Origin of the sequence: Streptomyces sp. GESEQ-35 (assembly GCF_017948485.1) — a bacterium.
Taxonomy (GTDB): Bacteria; Actinomycetota; Actinomycetes; order Streptomycetales; family Streptomycetaceae; genus Streptomyces.
Window position 1 is genome coordinate 21,470 of the sequence record NZ_JAFFSX010000003.1, and the last position, 15,181, is coordinate 36,650.

At 68.3% G+C, this 15,181-nt stretch carries 10 protein-coding genes and 1 pseudogene; 6 read left to right on the forward strand and 5 right to left on the reverse strand.

Annotated elements, in window-relative coordinates:
- Positions 1-133: 133 nt before the first annotated feature.
- Positions 134-2,098, forward strand: coding sequence for a DEAD/DEAH box helicase (locus KCH87_RS07065; RefSeq protein WP_210585039.1), 1,965 nt, complete (start codon positions 134-136; stop codon positions 2,096-2,098).
- A gap of 410 nt (positions 2,099-2,508) precedes the next feature.
- On the opposite strand, the gene KCH87_RS07070 is transcribed toward KCH87_RS07065, so the two are convergent.
- On the reverse strand, positions 2,509-3,465 hold the full coding sequence (locus KCH87_RS07070; protein ID WP_210585040.1) for a helix-turn-helix domain-containing protein: 957 nt from the start codon (positions 3,463-3,465) through the stop codon (positions 2,509-2,511).
- Positions 3,466-3,680: 215 nt separating this feature from the next.
- On the opposite strand from KCH87_RS07070, the gene KCH87_RS07075 reads away from it, so the two are divergent.
- The 3 genes from KCH87_RS07075 to KCH87_RS07085 all read left to right on the forward strand — a co-directional run bounded on the left by KCH87_RS07075 (position 3,681) and on the right by KCH87_RS07085 (position 6,082).
- Complete coding sequence (locus KCH87_RS07075) at positions 3,681-4,259, forward strand: ester cyclase (RefSeq protein ID WP_210585041.1); 579 nt, start codon at positions 3,681-3,683, stop codon at positions 4,257-4,259.
- 142 nt (positions 4,260-4,401) lie between these two features.
- Positions 4,402-5,169 carry an SDR family NAD(P)-dependent oxidoreductase gene (locus KCH87_RS07080; protein WP_210585042.1) on the forward strand — a complete coding sequence of 256 codons (768 nt, stop codon included), beginning with the start codon at positions 4,402-4,404 and terminating at the stop codon, positions 5,167-5,169.
- Positions 5,170-5,236: 67 nt separating this feature from the next.
- Positions 5,237-6,082, forward strand: a complete 846-nt coding sequence (locus tag KCH87_RS07085; RefSeq protein ID WP_210585043.1) for an SDR family oxidoreductase — start codon at positions 5,237-5,239, stop codon at positions 6,080-6,082.
- A 57-nt stretch (positions 6,083-6,139) separates the two neighbouring features.
- Here KCH87_RS07085 and KCH87_RS07090 read toward each other — a convergent pair.
- Positions 6,140-6,289: pseudogene (locus KCH87_RS07090) on the reverse strand (ATP-dependent DNA ligase); the annotation flags it as partial.
- A gap of 54 nt (positions 6,290-6,343) precedes the next feature.
- Positions 6,344-7,585: a PQQ-binding-like beta-propeller repeat protein gene (locus KCH87_RS07095; protein ID WP_210585044.1), complete on the reverse strand. Its 1,242-nt coding sequence runs from the start codon at positions 7,583-7,585 to the stop codon at positions 6,344-6,346.
- Positions 7,586-7,987: 402 nt separating this feature from the next.
- Here KCH87_RS07095 and KCH87_RS07100 point away from each other — a divergent pair, with 402 nt between their 5' ends.
- Both KCH87_RS07100 and KCH87_RS07105 read left to right on the forward strand, forming a co-directional pair.
- Positions 7,988-9,277 (forward strand): FAD-dependent monooxygenase, encoded by a 1,290-nt coding sequence (locus KCH87_RS07100; RefSeq protein WP_210585045.1) that lies wholly within the window; start codon positions 7,988-7,990, stop codon positions 9,275-9,277.
- Between the two features lie 316 nt (positions 9,278-9,593).
- The gene (locus KCH87_RS07105; RefSeq protein WP_210585046.1) at positions 9,594-10,832 is read left to right on the forward strand and encodes a pentapeptide repeat-containing protein; all 1,239 of its coding nucleotides are present in this window, start codon (positions 9,594-9,596) and stop codon (positions 10,830-10,832) included.
- Between the two features lie 399 nt (positions 10,833-11,231).
- Here KCH87_RS07105 and KCH87_RS07110 read toward each other — a convergent pair whose 3' ends face one another.
- A complete protein-coding gene (locus tag KCH87_RS07110; protein ID WP_210585047.1) occupies positions 11,232-11,600 on the reverse strand; it encodes a 6-carboxytetrahydropterin synthase in 369 nt (122 codons plus the stop codon).
- A gap of 55 nt (positions 11,601-11,655) precedes the next feature.
- Positions 11,656-14,367, reverse strand: a complete 2,712-nt coding sequence (locus KCH87_RS07115) for an AAA family ATPase (protein WP_210585048.1) — start codon at positions 14,365-14,367, stop codon at positions 11,656-11,658.
- Between the last annotated feature and the right edge of the window lie 814 nt (positions 14,368-15,181).

Here is a 15,181-nt window from a genome sequence, read left to right on the forward strand (position 1 = left end):
GCGACCCGCCCTCCACAGCATCTCACCAGCAAAGGTGACTGTGCATCGGCATCGCGCGGGGGCGCTCACACGGCTTCTGGCTCGCTATCCCGCTACAGCGGTCAGCTGGGTTTGGACGCCTGCAGCCACACTTATGCGTGAGGACGTTGCCAGGAGCGCAACAGGGCTGAGTCGGCTACTCGCCACAGATATCGCCGAACAAGCAGTGTGGCCATCCGATGTTGACCTGGAGGCTCTTGGGTTCGTCCGGCGGCTGCGGCCCTTCCAGCAGGTCGCCGTCGCCCGCTTGCTCGCTGCAGGCGGCGGGGCAAACTTTTCTGTCCCCGGCTCCGGCAAGACGGCGGTGACCTATGCCGTGTTCACGGCACTACGCTCTCGGGGCTCGGCACATGCGATGCTCGTCGTCGCGCCACCATCTGCCTTCGAAGCGTGGGTGGATGAAGCCAAGGCATGCTTCGCGGACGACAGAACGCCGGTCGTCACCGTCCGCCCAGACCTCCCCTCCCGCCGCGACACCATCCTCGTACTCAACTACGAGCGTCTGAGCGACGCCACCAGCCGCGCTGGGCTCTCCGGATGGGCACGCGGCCGCAAGGTGCTCACCGTGTTCGACGAGGCCCACCGTGCGAAAGCTGGCCCAACCTCAAGACGCGGCGCGGAGGCCGCGGCGCTCGCCCGTCGTTCGGACGCAACGATGGTTCTGACAGGGACACCAATGCCGAACAGGCCCACAGACCTGGAAGCAGTCTTTGACTTGGCATGGCCGGGGCATGGCAGCCGACTCGTACGCGGTGACCTCGCCAACGCCCGCGAGCGTGCCTATGTGCGAGCTACGAAGGCCGAATTGGACCTTCCAACCTTGGAGGTCCGGGTAGAACGGGTGGCGCTCGACGGCCCACACCGCGCGCTGTACGACGCGATGAGGTTGCGCATGTCGGAATGGGCAAACGCGCATAGCCACTCCGACGATGTAGCGGCCGATGCTGGACGTGCGGTGATGCACTTGATTGCCGCCGCGACAAATCCAGCGGCGGTGTTCACACCGGACCAGCCATGGTCGCTTCCATTCGACCGCCCCGACTTCACCGACCTTAGATCAGTCGTTACGGATCCAACCCTGCACATCCGCCCTGCCAAGATCGTGCGCGCCGCACAGCTCGTCACAGAAAACCGGGCCCTTGGCCGCAAAACTGTCGTGTGGTCCACCTTCGTCGCGAACATTGCCGCGCTCACCACAGCGCTAGCGCGGCACAACCCTGCCGTCATCACTGGCGCTACCGCCGTCGATGAGGCATCGGCGCCGACCGATCGGCGCCGGCAGTTGGAGCGATTCCGGACTGACGACGACTGCTGGGCCCTCATCGCAACGCCGCAAACACTCGGGGAGGGCGTCTCCTTGCACCAGACCGCGATAGACCAAGTGCACGTTGACCGTGGTTACGCTGCTGGGACATGGCTTCAGGCGATTGACAGGACACACAGGCTTGGCTTGCCTGCGGACGCAAACCCCACGTGCACCGTCCTCATCGCCGAAGACACAATCGATGAACGCGTCTCCGAAGTTCTCAATGCCAAGGTCACAGCAATGGCCTCGGCGCTCAATGACCACGCCCTACAGCCGGTCGCCGACCCAATGATCGCTGAAGGCGACTCAGTGGCGGCCGTCCTGGGCGACATCGACGCCCTCCGGGAACTCCTACGTCCAGAAGGCGAAAAGATGACCACGCGACGTGACGCGAGCAGCGGCGGAATACACATCACCAGCAGCGGAGCCCAAATCAATACGGGGAATGTCGGCGGAGACCAGCGACAGGTCTACGTCAGCGGTAACGCCGAGGACACCTCACTCCTCCTGGCCGCGCAGACGAAGCTGGCCGAGCTGAACGCCGCCCTTGAGGAGCACGCCGCCGAGCTGAGCAATCCGGATCTCGCCCGCCGTACTGCCTCCCGCATCGGCGAGGAACTGACCAGCCGGAACCCCGACCGGCGACGCATCACGGAGAACCTGGAAGACCTCGGTCTGGCTGTCGGAGCCGTGGCATCCATCATCACCATCCTGCAGGGGCTCACGGCTGCGGTGGCCGCGCTGCACGGCTAAAGGCCAGCTAACGCGGAGCAAGGCTGGGAGCCATCTGGGAGCCAACCCGCTCCACAAACCCCTTCGAGACCACCCGAGACCACGCCACCCCGACACTCTGACCAGGGCAAACTCCATCCGCGCTGGCAAGATCACCAACCGAACCTCATTCGGGACGAAGAGGTCGTGGGTTCAAATCCCGCCACCCCGACAGCTGAAATACCAGGTCAGGCCCGGTGCTGAGAGATCAGCGCCGGGTCTGATTTGTTGTGCGGGCCCGTTTTGGGGGCCATTTGGGAGTCGACTTCGGGAGCGGGCGTATCGCCGTGTCCTCGACGGGCCGCAGCGATCGACCGCGCAGGGCTGTATCCGCAAAGTCCACGAGGCCGACCGGTGTCAGGCGCTGAGTGTGGTGCGCAGCGTGTCGGCCATCAGTCGGGTGTTTCGGCTGACTCGGCCGACTCGGAGTCGTTGGTCGACGCGTACTCGTCGATGTGATGGGTCGCGGCCCAGCTGGCCAGCAGGTTCAGGGCGTCCTGCGAACGTGACGCGGGCTCGGCGGTGTAGGTGAGGAGGAACTGGCCGGCGTCTGCCCCGAGTGGGAAGGTCTCGAACGGCAGGTCGAGGTCGCCGACGACCGGGTGGTGGAGGCGCTTCAGGCCCGTGGTGTGGATACGGACGTTGTGGGCGGCCCAGCGGCGACGGAACTCCTCGCTGCGGGTGGACAGTTCCCCTATCAGGTCCGTCAGCCGTCGGTCGTAGGCGTCGCGGCCGGCCTCGGCTCGCAGCATGGCGACCGTGTCGTTGGCAACTTCGTCCCAGTCGCGGAAGAACTCGGGTGCGTGCGGGTCGAGGAAGACGAACCGGGCGTTGCTCGGTGGCCGCACCGGGTCGCCGTAGAGCGGGGAGAACAGCGCGCGCCCGAGGTGGTTCGCGGCCAGGATGTCCAGGCGTCCGCTGAGTACGAACGCGGGTGTGCGGGTCATCGAGTCGAGGACGTGCTGCACCGCAGGCCGGACGCGCTGCTGGGCCGGCCGACGGCGCGGGGGACGGGTCGTGCCGGCGCCGCGCAGGAGGTCGAGCAGGTGGATGCGCTCGACCTCGTCGAGCCGCAGTGCCTGCGCGATGCCGTCGATGACGCTCTCGGAGACACCGGTGGCGTTGCCGCGCTCCAGCCGGGTGTAGTACTCGCTGGAGATTCCCGCGAGTAGGGCGACCTCCTCGCGGCGCAGCCCGGTGACCCTCCGGCGGTCTCCACCGTAAGCGGGCAGTCCGGCCTGTTCAGGGGTGACCCTGGCCCGTCGCGTGCCCAGGAATTCCCGGATCTCCGCACGGAAATCATCACGGATGTCGCGGTTGGTGCCGTAAGGGTCGTTTCTGCCTGCCATGCGCTCCACTCTACGAGCGCTTCCCGCTGGCTGGGGGTCCCTCTCAGGGACCCCCTCATCAGGGACTCCCACGCTCCCGTGACAACCGGTTCTGTTGGTGGTGCACCGCCCACGGCGGTGTGAACGGCCCGGATACGGCGGCGCTTCCGCCGCCGGTCTCCAGCCCCTCTGCGGCGCCGTCGGCGCTGCGATCCTCGGAATCAGAAGGATGAATCATGCGTCGATACACCAAGCCGGCCGTCGTAGTCACGGCGCTGGGAGCGCTCGGCCTCGCTGCCTTCGGAACGGGTGCCGCGGACGCGGTCGGCACGGACAACGCCAACACCGGCTCCGGATCGCCGTCTCGCGTCACGGCGGAATCCGTCACGTGGAACCACGGGACCGCGCAGCTGAACAAGCGCATCATGGAGCGCTTCACCAGCGAGTTCCTGCCCACCGGCGACCCCGCGCAGGCGAGAGAGTTCATCAGCCCGGACATCGTCATGCACTTCGGCGGCCAGACGCAGGAGGGCCGGGACACGTATCTCGGCATCGTCGCCGCGAACATGAAGGCTTTCCCCGACCTCAAGTGGACGGTGGAGGACATGCGGGCCGAGGGCGACACGGTGGCCATCCGGTACACCATGACGGGCACCCACGAGGGACCCTTCGCCGGGGTCGAGGCGACCGGCAAGGTCATCCGCGCGGAGAGCATGGCGTTCTACCGCCTGGCCGACGGCAAGATCGTCGAGGAGCGTGCCCAGCTCGACATGCTCAGCATCCTCCAGCAGATGGGCGCCATACCCGCCGCATAGCAGCGGAGCGCTGTGCGCCACCTGCCTACGCCCCACGCCGACGCGATGACCGGCACTCGCCGTCTCCCCTCGGCGCGGCACGGGCCCTCCGCCGGCCCTGCGCCGCACATCCAGAGAACCAAAGAAGAACAGGACACCCCCCATGGCAACGAATCTGACCGGCACCGTCGCTCTCGTCACCGGCGCGAGCAGCGGTATCGGCGCCGCCACCGCCCGTCGGCTCGCGGAGGACGGTGCTTCCGTCGCCCTCGTGGCCCGCCGCAAGGACCGTCTGACAGACCTCGCCGCCGAGATCGAGAAGGCGGGCGGCACCGCGCTGGCGGTGGAGGCGGACATCACCGACCGCGCCCAGGCCGAAGCCGCCGTACAGCAGACCGTCGAGCACTTCGGACGGCTGGACACCCTGGTCAACAACGCCGGCCTTATGCTCCTGGGCCCCGTCGTCGGCGCAGACGCCGACGAATGGGAGCGCATGATCGCCATCAACGTCCAGGGCCTGCTGTACACCACCCGCGCCGCTCTGCCTCACATGCTCAGGGCCGCCGAGGACGACCCGCGCCGGGTCGCCGACATCGTCAACATCAGCTCGATCGCCGGCCGCGTCGCCTGGAACGGCTACGGCGTCTACAACCTCACCAAGTTCGGCGTGAACGGCTTCACCGAGTCCCTGCGCCAGGAGGTCACCCAGCGGCACGTCCGCGTCGGTGTCCTCGAACCCGGCGGCGTGGACACCGGGCTCGGCTCGCACAACGACCACAAGCCCGAGGTCCGTGCAGCGATCGGCACCTTCTACGAGCAGACCGAGGTCCTCGCCCCCGACGACATCGCCGACGGCGTCGCCTACATGGTCACTCGCCCCTGCCACGCCTCCATCGGCGAACTGTGGATCATGCCCACCGACCAGGCCTGACCGCCTCCGCACCCCATCAGCATCGGCATCAGCATCAGCTGAAACTGAACCCGGAAAAGGACCCCCCATGAGCAAGGTCATTCTCGTCACCGGTGCCGGACGCGGTCTGGGCACGGACATCGTCCGCGAGGCCCTCGCCGCCGGTCACCAGGTCGTCGCCACCGGCCGCCGCCCCGAAGAGGTCGAGAAGACCCTGGGCGGACCCCAGCACAACCTGCTGGTCACCAAGTTGGACGTCACCAGCCCGGAGGACGCCGAGGCCGCAGCGCAGGCCGCCGTCGACCGCTTCGGCCGCATCGACGTCCTGATCAACAACGCCGGCAATTTTTTCGCCGGCTACTTCGAGGAGATCACGCCCGCGCAGATGCGCCAGCAGATCGAGACCAATCTCTTCGGCCCGATGAACGTCACCCGCGCCGTCCTGCCCGTCATGCGAAAACAGCGCGCCGGGCACGTCGTCACCCTGTCCTCCTCCGCCGGCATCATCGGCCAGGAGTTCTGCGTCGCCTACGCCACCTCCAAGTTCGGCGTCGAGGGCTGGATGGAGTCGCTGCGGTACGACGTCGAGCCGTACAACATCCACACCACGGTCGTGGAGCCCGGCTTCTTCCGCACCGAGCTGCTCGTGGACGCCTCCACCACCTGGCCCGAGCCGACCATCGACGACTACACCGAGCGCACCACCGCCACCATCGCCGCTTGGAAGAGCATGAACGGCCAGCAGAGCGGCGACCCCGCCAAGCTCGCCCGCGCCCTACTGGCCATCTCCGACCAGGAGCAGCCGCCGCTGCGCTTCGTCGCCGGCGCCGACGCCATCGAAGGCATCGAGGCCAAGGCCCGGGAACTCCTCGCCCAGGCCCAGGCATCCCGCGAACTGGGCGGCAAGCTGGCCTACGACGACACCACCGCCTGACACGCCCGGATCCGGGCTTCGAGTTCACACCCCGGAGGTGAATCCGGGCTGCGCAGCCGTTCGACTGTCGAGCTCGACCTCGTCCCCGTCGTGGAACACAATCGCCCGGAACCCGTCCCACTTCGGCTCGCAGCGCATGCCCTGTGGCATCTGTTCCACGGACTTGGCGAGTATGGGCTTCACGGGCGGCATCACAGGCAGATCCATGCTCCGGCTCCTGAGCGGTCCACGGCATGTCTCGGGACGGCCAGAACGGGCAGGTCAAGGAAGCGGGATCGAGCGCAGGGCGTGATGGGTCCTCGGCTCGACGACGACATGGCCCGAGCGGCCTCCCGGCGCGATGAGCGCGGGGTGTTCGCCGCCCCTGGACTGCGGGTACGGCGGGGACATGCGCGGCGCGGCGGCTCCGGTCCCGTCCGGGCCGGCGTGCAGGTCGATCGTGATCACGCGTCCCCTGGTGTCGTCGTTCCCGGGGGTGAAGGTCACGAACCGCCCACCGGACAGCTCGCCTTCCTCCGTGGTGGTGTCGTAGCTCCACAGCCTGCGGGGGTGGTTGAGATCGTAGGCGTTCCAGGTACCGGTGCCCGGGTCCTCCGGGGTGTCCTCGAACAGCACCAGCACACCGTCCGACGAGATCACACCGCGTTCGGGCCTCAGGCCCGGGTCCTCGGCGGCGGTCCTGAGTGGCCCGAGCGTGACCGGGTCGAGACGGCGCAGGGGCGGGAAGGCGTCGCCGGCAGTAACGGAGCTGCCTGCGCACACCAGGTAGCCGCCGCCGGAGATCAGGTGCGGGCACCAGTCCAGGGGGACGCCGCCGTAGGAGGCGGTGCCTGGCGGGCTGGTCGCGACGCTCCTGCCGGTACGGGCGTCGCGGGCGGTGACCTTCGTGCCGTCAGTGCTGTAGACCCGGCCGCCGAACGCGGCGATGCCTTCGTACGGGATCGCGTCGACGGCCCTGTGCCACAGCACTGCACCGTCGGACGCCCGGAAGGCACCGAGGGCGACGTTCGTGTAGCCCTCGCTCTGCACGGCGTCGCTCTTGGCGTCGAGGGCGTAGACGACGCCGTCCGCCGCGGCCATGCCGACGTAGGAGCGCGTGGAGGGCAGCCGGTGGGTCCAGGCCGCCTTGCCCGTGCGCAGATTCGCAGCGCGTAGCGTGTGACCGCCGCTGGTGGCGGCGCGTTCGTCGGCTGCGTCGACCACGAGCCCGCCGTTCTTTCCGCCGCCACCGGTGGCGGGGACTGTCCAGGTGATCGCGCCGGTGGCCCGGGAGACCCCGACGAGGCCGTCGGGGGCGGTACTGCACACGACCTGGTGGGCCGTGGCGCCACAGGTTCCGGACGCCTCCTGCCGGGAGAGGGACTTCGTCCACGCGCGCCACGGACCGTCGACGGCCACGGACGTGTGCGTGGTGGAGGGAGCGGGCTGTGCGGTGCCCGTAGCCGAGCAGCCGACGATCAACGCCACGCCCGCCAAGGACGCCATCCCTCGCACTCGTCGCATGCCAAGTCACCTCCCGGCAGCCCTGCTCCCAGAGACGACCGACCGCGGCGGCCGATGGTTGTACAGCGTCAGACACCCGAGAGAATGGAACCTTTGTGTGAACGTGGCCGGGCGAACGACTCCGGGAAAGCGCAGTGGAGTTGAGACGGCCCACCGATGAAGGATCCTGAGACAGCGCGGAAGGCCCAGGTCACAGAGCCGCGGCCTGGCTGACAGGCTGGTTCGCCTGGTTTCCACCAGTCTGGGTTGATGTGAGTCTCATCGGAGTTGGCGTTTCTCATCGATGTCTGCCGTGACCGATGAGTTTTGTGCGGATCCGTGGTCGATACGGCTGGATACACCGACAGCGGTGGGCCTGTGCTGGGGACGTTCCAGCGCGGGAGGAAGCAGAGGGTGGCTGTGATGAGCGTCGACGACTCCGACCAGGGGCACGCGATCCGGACGGGCGGGCAGGGGACGCGGGTCAGCGGTCCCAGGGTGTTGGTGGCGGGGGCGAGCATCGCGGGACCCGCGCTGGCCCACTGGCTGCGCCGGCGGGGGGCCGAGGTGACCGTGGTGGAGCGGGCTCCCGAGCTGCGTCCCGGCGGGCAGGCGGTGGACGCGCGCGGGGTCGCCAGGGAGGTCATCGGGCGCATGGGGTTGGACGCGGCGGTGCGCGCGGCGTGCACCGACACCGCCGGCGCGCACACCGTGGACGCGGACGGGCAGGTGCTGGAGACCTTCCGTGCCGACGACGACGGTGGCGACGGGTTCATCGCGGACATCGAGATCCTGCGCGGGGACCTGTCCCAGGTGCTCTACGACGACACCCGCGACGGCGTCGAGTACGTCTTCGGCGACCGAATCGCCGAGCTCGCCCAGGACGCGGACGGGGTCGACGTGGTCTTCGCGGGCGGCAACCGGCGGCGCTTCGACCTGGTGGTCGGGGCAGACGGGCCGCACTCGGAGCTGCGGGCGATGGTCTTCGGGCCGCATGAGCGGTTCCTCCGCCACCTCGGGCACGTGCTGGCCTTCTACAGTGTGCCCAACGAGTTCGGGCTGGACCGCTGGCTGCTGGAGTACCAGGATCAGGAGTCCGGGCGCTCCGCCCTCCTGCGGCCCGTCCAGGACGCCACCCGGGCGATGGCCATGTTCTACTTCGCCTCGGCCGACTTCGACGTCGACCACCGTGACGTCGCGGCCCAGAAGGTCCTGCTGCGGGAGCGGATGGCGGGCCTGGGCTGGTTGGCCCCGGACATCCTCGCGCACCTGGACGACACTCCGGACTTCTACCTCGACCAGGTCGCCCAGGTGGTGATGGACCGCTGGTCGAGTGGACGGGTGGGGTTGCTCGGGGACGCGGCGTTCTGCTCGTCGCCGATGTCCGGGCAGGGCACCGGGCTGGCCCTGGTCGGTGCCTACCTGCTGGCCGGAGAGCTGGCCGCCGCCGGATGGGACCCCGACGCCGGGTTCGCTCGCTACGAGGCACGGATGCGCTCGTTCGTCGAGGCCAACCAGGAGATCGGCCGGTTGAACGCCCGCAGCCGCGACGTCCCCGGGCCAGACGCCGAGCCGGGCCCCGATTTCGCCGGCGAATGGTTCACGGAGCTGGTCGGGCGCGCGATCAACGGCGTCGAGCTGCCCGACTACGCGGGGGTGCCGGACTCCGCAGCCCCGGCCGGATCGCCGATCACCTCGTCGGCCAAGCCGTAGGTGTCACACAACGTGTCGAGAGGGACCACGCTTCGGTAGGACACCGCCGCGGGGTCTCTGTGGTTCTGCCACTTGCCTGGTCGGCGCTCACCGGAACTGACAAGACCATTGGGACATCGACCTTGGCGGGCTTTCGCAAGGACAGGCTGTTCAGCCCCGACCTGATCGGCGAGCACCGAATGCGCGCCACAGTTCACCACCTGCTCTGGAAGGGGAGTGCGCCTTCGGGAAGGGCGTGCAAGTGCGTGGCTCAATTCCCTTTCCGTACATGAGAGTTGCGCGCATCACCCGACCGGCGGCCGGACATGATGCACCCATGAAGCCGGAGACCAGGCGGTCATGGGTGTGGGTGGCAGGTGTCGCCGGGGCCGCCCTGTTCGTCGCGGCTCTCATCTGGGGGCCCTGGCTCCTCGAAGGCCACCATGTGCGTGACAAGAACGGCAACCTCGCCTCGTCCGCGGGCATCATCATCACCGGACTGCGCACCGCCGTCATCGCCATCGCCGCCGGTGCCATCGCGGCCCTTGGCCTCTGGTACACCCACAAGAACCATGAGCTCAGCCGGGAAGAACAGGTCACCGACCGTTACGTGGAAGCCATCAAGCTCCTGGGCTCGGAGAACCTGCACGAACGGCTTGGCGGCATCTACAGCCTCGAACGCATCATGAAGGACAGCGAGAAGGACCACGCCACGATCATCGAGGTGCTCGCGGCGTTCATCCGCACCCCGAGTTCGGACCAGCGGCAGGGGAACCTCGCGCTGGACGACCCGTCCGATGAGGAGGGCGACACGGATGCGACCGTTCCACTGGCCGTCGACGTCTCGGCCGCCCTGACGGTCGTCGGTCGTCGCCCGGATCCCGACGCGACGCCCATCGCGGACCTGCGGCGCATCGACTGGAGCAACACCGACCTGGAGCACGCGAACCTCCAGCACGTGGACCTCACGGGCGCGGACCTCAGAGGGGCCCGGCTCAAGGGCGCGGACCTCAGAGGCTCGGACCTCACCGGCGCACACCTGAAGGGAGCGGACTTCCAGGGGGCGCACCTCACCGGAGCCGGCCTTAGGGAGGTGGACCTGAGAGGGGTGCACCTGCGAGGGGTCGACCTCACGGGGGTGGACATCAGAGGGCTGCGTCTGGGGCGCGTGGATCTCACGGGCGCCCAGTTGAGAGGTGCCGACCTCACGGAGGCCGATCTCAGGACCGCGCATCTGAGGCAGGCGGACTTCACGAACGCGGGGCTCTCGGGGGCGAATCTCGGAGCGGTGGACCTGACCGAAGCGGTGTTCTGGAGGGCCGATCTCAGGGGAGCGCACCTCGGGATGGCGCACTTGGTGGACGCGGACCTCAGGGCGGCTGACCTCAGGGGCGCGCAAGGGCTGACGACCGAGCAGCTGCGGCTTGCTCGGCTCTACGACGACACGAAGATCCCCAAGGAACTCAAGGCCGAGCGCTCGATCCGGGAGCGCATCAAGGAGTGCAAGGCGGAGTCCAAATGGCGGGAGGCCGCCACCCGATGGCGAGAGGAGGGCACCCGGCCCGAACCGTCGTGACCGGCGCAGGCGGCCTTCTACCCGGCCACCATCGGCAACACCGAGATCCAGCTGTACACCGAAATCTCCGATCCGGACGGCGACACGGTCAAGGCCCGGTTCATCGTCTGGTGTACCGGACAGAGCGACAACCTCGTCGACCGCACCGTCGCTGTCTCGGCTCCCAGCGTCGGGCCGCTGACACCGAGTTCGCGCCTCAGGAGCGCGTTCGGGCAGCTTGGGGCATGAGCAGGTACGCCGCAGCCAGGATCTACGCGCTGCCGGAGTCGCTGGACGGATTCGTCGGGCCGGCATCCGGCGCCATGACACTGCCCCGTCACATCGACTGGGGCCCGCATTGCGTGTACGACCTCGGCGATGAGGCCGATCTGCTGCTCATGTACGAGCGGGTCATCCGAATCACTCCGGCCGGTACTCGGCCCACGTCTTGGGTGTCTCGGAGACCCTGACTGCGGTCAGCTCCGGAAATCGATCGGTCCAGAGGCCGAAGATCCATACGGCCAGATTCTCCGCCGAAGGCGAGATACCCCCCCCCATCGCCTCATTCAGATGACGGTGATCGAGGGTCTCGTCCATCCATCTCTTGAAGGCATCAAGCTCACGGTAGTCGCGGACGAAGCCTGCCTCGGTGAGATCCTCGCGGCGGGCGGACAGTTCCAACACGACGATGTAGTTGTGGCCGTGCATGCGGGCGCAGGGGTGCCAGCTCGGCAGCCGGTCGAGGACGTGACTGGCCGAGAAGTGGAACTCCTTGGTGATCGTCAGCATGGCGGCTCCAGTGTGCCACCTGCCGTCAGAACCCTTCCTCGGCCGTCCGCCCTGGTCACTGGTCGTCCCCTGCACCCTGGAGGATGGCGTTGTTGAGAGGGACCCGCGTGAGGAACCGGTCGGGCGACACGTCGCCGGTGATCTTCTCCGCCTTGCGAGCGACCTCGCGCCGGGCTCGCTCGAGGAGTGCGTGCGCTTCCTCCGGCACTCCTGCGGCGGTCTGGACGACTGCGGAGAAGTACAGGACCTCCTCCGTACGGAGAGCGGGCATGTCCCCGACCTCGTCCAGGATGCGCACGGCCCGGCGGGCCTGATCCTGGGCTCCGACCGTGTCGCCTTTCCGGAGCAGGATGCGGCTGCGCAGGGAATGTGCGGCGATCTCGCTGCGGATCATGCCGCTGCGCCGGGTCTCGACACAGGTGGCCACCGCCAGGCGGTCGGCCTGATCCAGGAATTCTCCGGACTCGTCAGCAGCAAGAAGCAGGATCTCGGCGTACAGGTTGCGGACGATGGGGACGAGGTTGGCCAGCCAGGTCCGCTCTGTCTCCGCCCACGCGTCAGCGATCAGCTCCAGGGCATGATCGCGCCGCGTCGGCTGCTGCACGAGGAGGTGAGCGAGCAGCGCCTTGTTGTAGGCGTGCCAGCCGCTGTCGCCGCCGCGGCCCGCCTCGAAGTCGAGAGCCTCGCGAAGGATCTCCTCGGCTTCCTCGTAGGCGCCGAGGCCCATGTGCACCTGCGCCAGGTAGTTGAGCGCTATGGGCAGCTCGGCCTTCAAGGACTCGTCGCGCAGCCGCTGAACGCAGCGGCTCAGCCTGGTCAGTGCCTCACTGAGGTGTCCGCTGTCGAAGAGAGTGATGCCGAGCTGCATCTCTCCCAGGTTGCGAGCATGCTGGAGCACCGGGTCACCGGTACCGCCGAGACGCGGATCGGAGGCGTACATGCGCTCCGCCTCCTGGAGCTGGGTCAGACCGTCGGCGAGCCTCCGCTTGGACACCTGCCGCCCGTATTCGACCCGAGCCACGAAGAGGGCGACCGGGTCACCATGCTGCTCGGCCAGCTCCACGGCCGCGCGGAGCTTGTCCAGGGACGGCACCAGTCCCTGGGTCGCGAGCAGGGTCTTGCCGCGCAGGAGCGTCGTACGGATCGCCAGCTCAGGCGTTCCACAGCGGCTCGCCGCGGCCTCGGCCTCGGCGGCCAGGGCGTCGATGTCCGGGCCGCCGGCCGGCCGGTGCTGGCCCCGCCAGCGCACCTCCGTCAGCGACAGCAGCAGTTCCACGGCCTGGATGAGCCACCGGTCCCGGCTCTCCTCCTGCTTCGGCAGGTCCCGGACCGCCTTGATCACTTCTTCGCAGTGCCGCTCCGCCTCGGCGAAGGACAGTCCTTCCATCGCGGCGTCCCGGGCCAGCCCATAGTGCGCCTCGGCCGACGCGAGCAGGCACTCGGTTCCACCACTGCGGAGATGGCGGGCAATCTCCAGTCGGCGTTCCAGCGGCATACCGTCCAGTGCCTCAGAAGTGAGCGCCGCCGCGATACGGGCGTGCCGGGACCGCATCTGCTGAGGCGTCTGCCGGCCGTACACCACGCCCCACAAGGCGTTGTGCTCGAACCGATAGCAGTCGGACGCGTCCAAGCGCGCCCACCCGGGAGGCTGTTCCGGCAGGATCAGCCGGTGCTGGGCGGCGATCAGCCGCAGCCGCTCCATCACTTCGTCGTGCGGTGCTCCCTTGACCTCGGCAACCGTGCGTGACAGGAACGTCTCGCCCTGAGCCGACCCGATCATGAGCAGTTCGCGATCCGGCTCGGGGAGCAGCCGGAGACGGTCTTCCACCACGCGCGACAGACTGCTGGGCAGTTCAACGACGGACCCGTCTTCCGGACGCCACTCCTCCAGGCAGAGGGTGACGAAGACGGCGTGGCCGGCGGTCAGCCGGCTCAGCTGTTCCGACAGAGCCCGCGGGGCCTCCGGGTGCCGGGAGCGCACCAACTCGGCGACTGCGTCCCGCGGCAGGCCGTTCAGCACCCGTCGGCGCAGGAGTCCGTCCTTCGCCCAGTCGTGCAGCAGATCCTCGACCGTGGAAGCCGGGCCATCAACGTAGGCTCCGTCCGTGGTGTGGCCGAGCACGAGGCCAATCGGCTCGTCGGGCAGCCGCCGCAGCAACCGGTCGAGGACCAGCAGGCTGCTGGGATCGCCGTATTGGATGTCGTCGATGAGCACGACCGTGGGCGGCCCCTGCCGAACGAGGTCCAGCAGTGCGTCCACGATCTGCGCGGCCGCTCCCTGCTGGAAGGGCAGCAGGCTGTCGAATGGCATCGATCCCGAAGCGAGGGAGGACTCTGCGACTTCCTTGCCCAGGGTGAACAGGGCACCCAGGCCGGGCACGATCGCGGACAGCACTTCCGGCGCAGAGCGGACGACGCCCTGACCGGTGAAGCTCAGTAGCCGACGGAAGACCCCGGGCTGCTTGAACTCCTGGTCCCGGGCCAGCTGTAGAAGTAGTTCGACAATCACTCCGTAGTGCAGCCCTGATCCGATCGACGGCTGGCACCGCACGGATACGGCTCGTCCGACGCCCGACCCGTGAGAGGCCGCGACCTCAGCCTCGAACGCCCGCAGTAGCGCCGACTTACCCATGCCCGAGACGCCGTCGACCACGAGCGCCCGGCCACCGCGCCCTGTGGTCACGTCCGCCAGTAGCGAGCGCAGCTCGTCCATGTGCTCCACGCGGTCGACAAATCCGGTCCGCACCACAGCCCCCGTCTCAGCCATCCGTCGCGGAACTTCCGTACCCACTCTGGTACTTGCCGCCCACGGTAGATCATGTGAAACGCGTCTCCCACTGGTGTGGAAGTGAGGAGCGCTGACGTTGATCGTCGCATCGCCCCGCGCAATGGGAATCGCCGTCCCACCCCGAGGAGCGGACGCTGCCGGTCCGCATCGACCTCGCGCGCGCCGCGGGCATGGACTTTGACGCCGAGGTGGTGACGTCGCCGATGCCCCTGGTCGAGGCGTACGACGGCAGAACGATCGACGCAGTGCTCGCTCGCCGTCATCGCGCGACAGCAGAAGGGGCAGGTCACCGTCTTCACCTCGGACGTCGACGACCTGGAGGAGCTGCTACCGGACACGATCGTCGTCAAAAGGGTGTGATCCGACGATGCGCCGACACACGGCGGTGCCGGCCTCTCGTCCACCCGGCCTCTCCCCTCAGCGACGGGCGGCGACCGGCGTGGGACCGTCACTTCCCGCCGGAGGAGGTACGGCCATGGAGGCGCAGGGCGACTGGACGAGTACCGCGCGTGGGATGTGGCTCTGGCCGGTTGCGGTTCTGACCGGCTTTCCCGTCGGGGGGTTGATCGCAGACCTCGTCGTCGACGGAGTCGAACGTGATCACGACAAACGTCGATGAGCAGTTCACGAACTTCGGCGCGGGCGGAGCGCTCGTATTCGGACTGCTGACCGGTCGAGCGGGCCTCAGCGACCGTCCCGCCTGTAGTTCGCATCCTGAAGTACACGGGCCTGATGTGTTGTGTGGGCCGTTGCCGCGTCGTCCGGAACCGGTCCCTCCCCACGTGGGGACCGG

What these genes read in the sequence shown, in the direction of transcription:
- KCH87_RS07065 (WP_210585039.1), top strand. Translation starts at nt 134, where the DNA reads ATGCGTGAGGACGTTGCCAGGAGCGCAACAGGGCTGAGTCGGCTACTC.
- KCH87_RS07100 (WP_210585045.1), top strand. Translation starts at nt 7,988, where the DNA reads ATGAGCGTCGACGACTCCGACCAGGGGCACGCGATCCGGACGGGCGGG.
- KCH87_RS07080 (WP_210585042.1), top strand. Translation starts at nt 4,402, where the DNA reads ATGGCAACGAATCTGACCGGCACCGTCGCTCTCGTCACCGGCGCGAGC.
- KCH87_RS07110 (WP_210585047.1), bottom strand. Translation starts at nt 11,600, where the DNA reads ATGCTGACGATCACCAAGGAGTTCCACTTCTCGGCCAGTCACGTCCTC.
- KCH87_RS07115 (WP_210585048.1), bottom strand. Translation starts at nt 14,367, where the DNA reads ATGGCTGAGACGGGGGCTGTGGTGCGGACCGGATTTGTCGACCGCGTG.
- KCH87_RS07075 (WP_210585041.1), top strand. Translation starts at nt 3,681, where the DNA reads ATGCGTCGATACACCAAGCCGGCCGTCGTAGTCACGGCGCTGGGAGCG.
- KCH87_RS07105 (WP_210585046.1), top strand. Translation starts at nt 9,594, where the DNA reads ATGAAGCCGGAGACCAGGCGGTCATGGGTGTGGGTGGCAGGTGTCGCC.
- KCH87_RS07070 (WP_210585040.1), bottom strand. Translation starts at nt 3,465, where the DNA reads ATGGCAGGCAGAAACGACCCTTACGGCACCAACCGCGACATCCGTGAT.
- KCH87_RS07085 (WP_210585043.1), top strand. Translation starts at nt 5,237, where the DNA reads ATGAGCAAGGTCATTCTCGTCACCGGTGCCGGACGCGGTCTGGGCACG.
- KCH87_RS07095 (WP_210585044.1), bottom strand. Translation starts at nt 7,585, where the DNA reads ATGCGACGAGTGCGAGGGATGGCGTCCTTGGCGGGCGTGGCGTTGATC.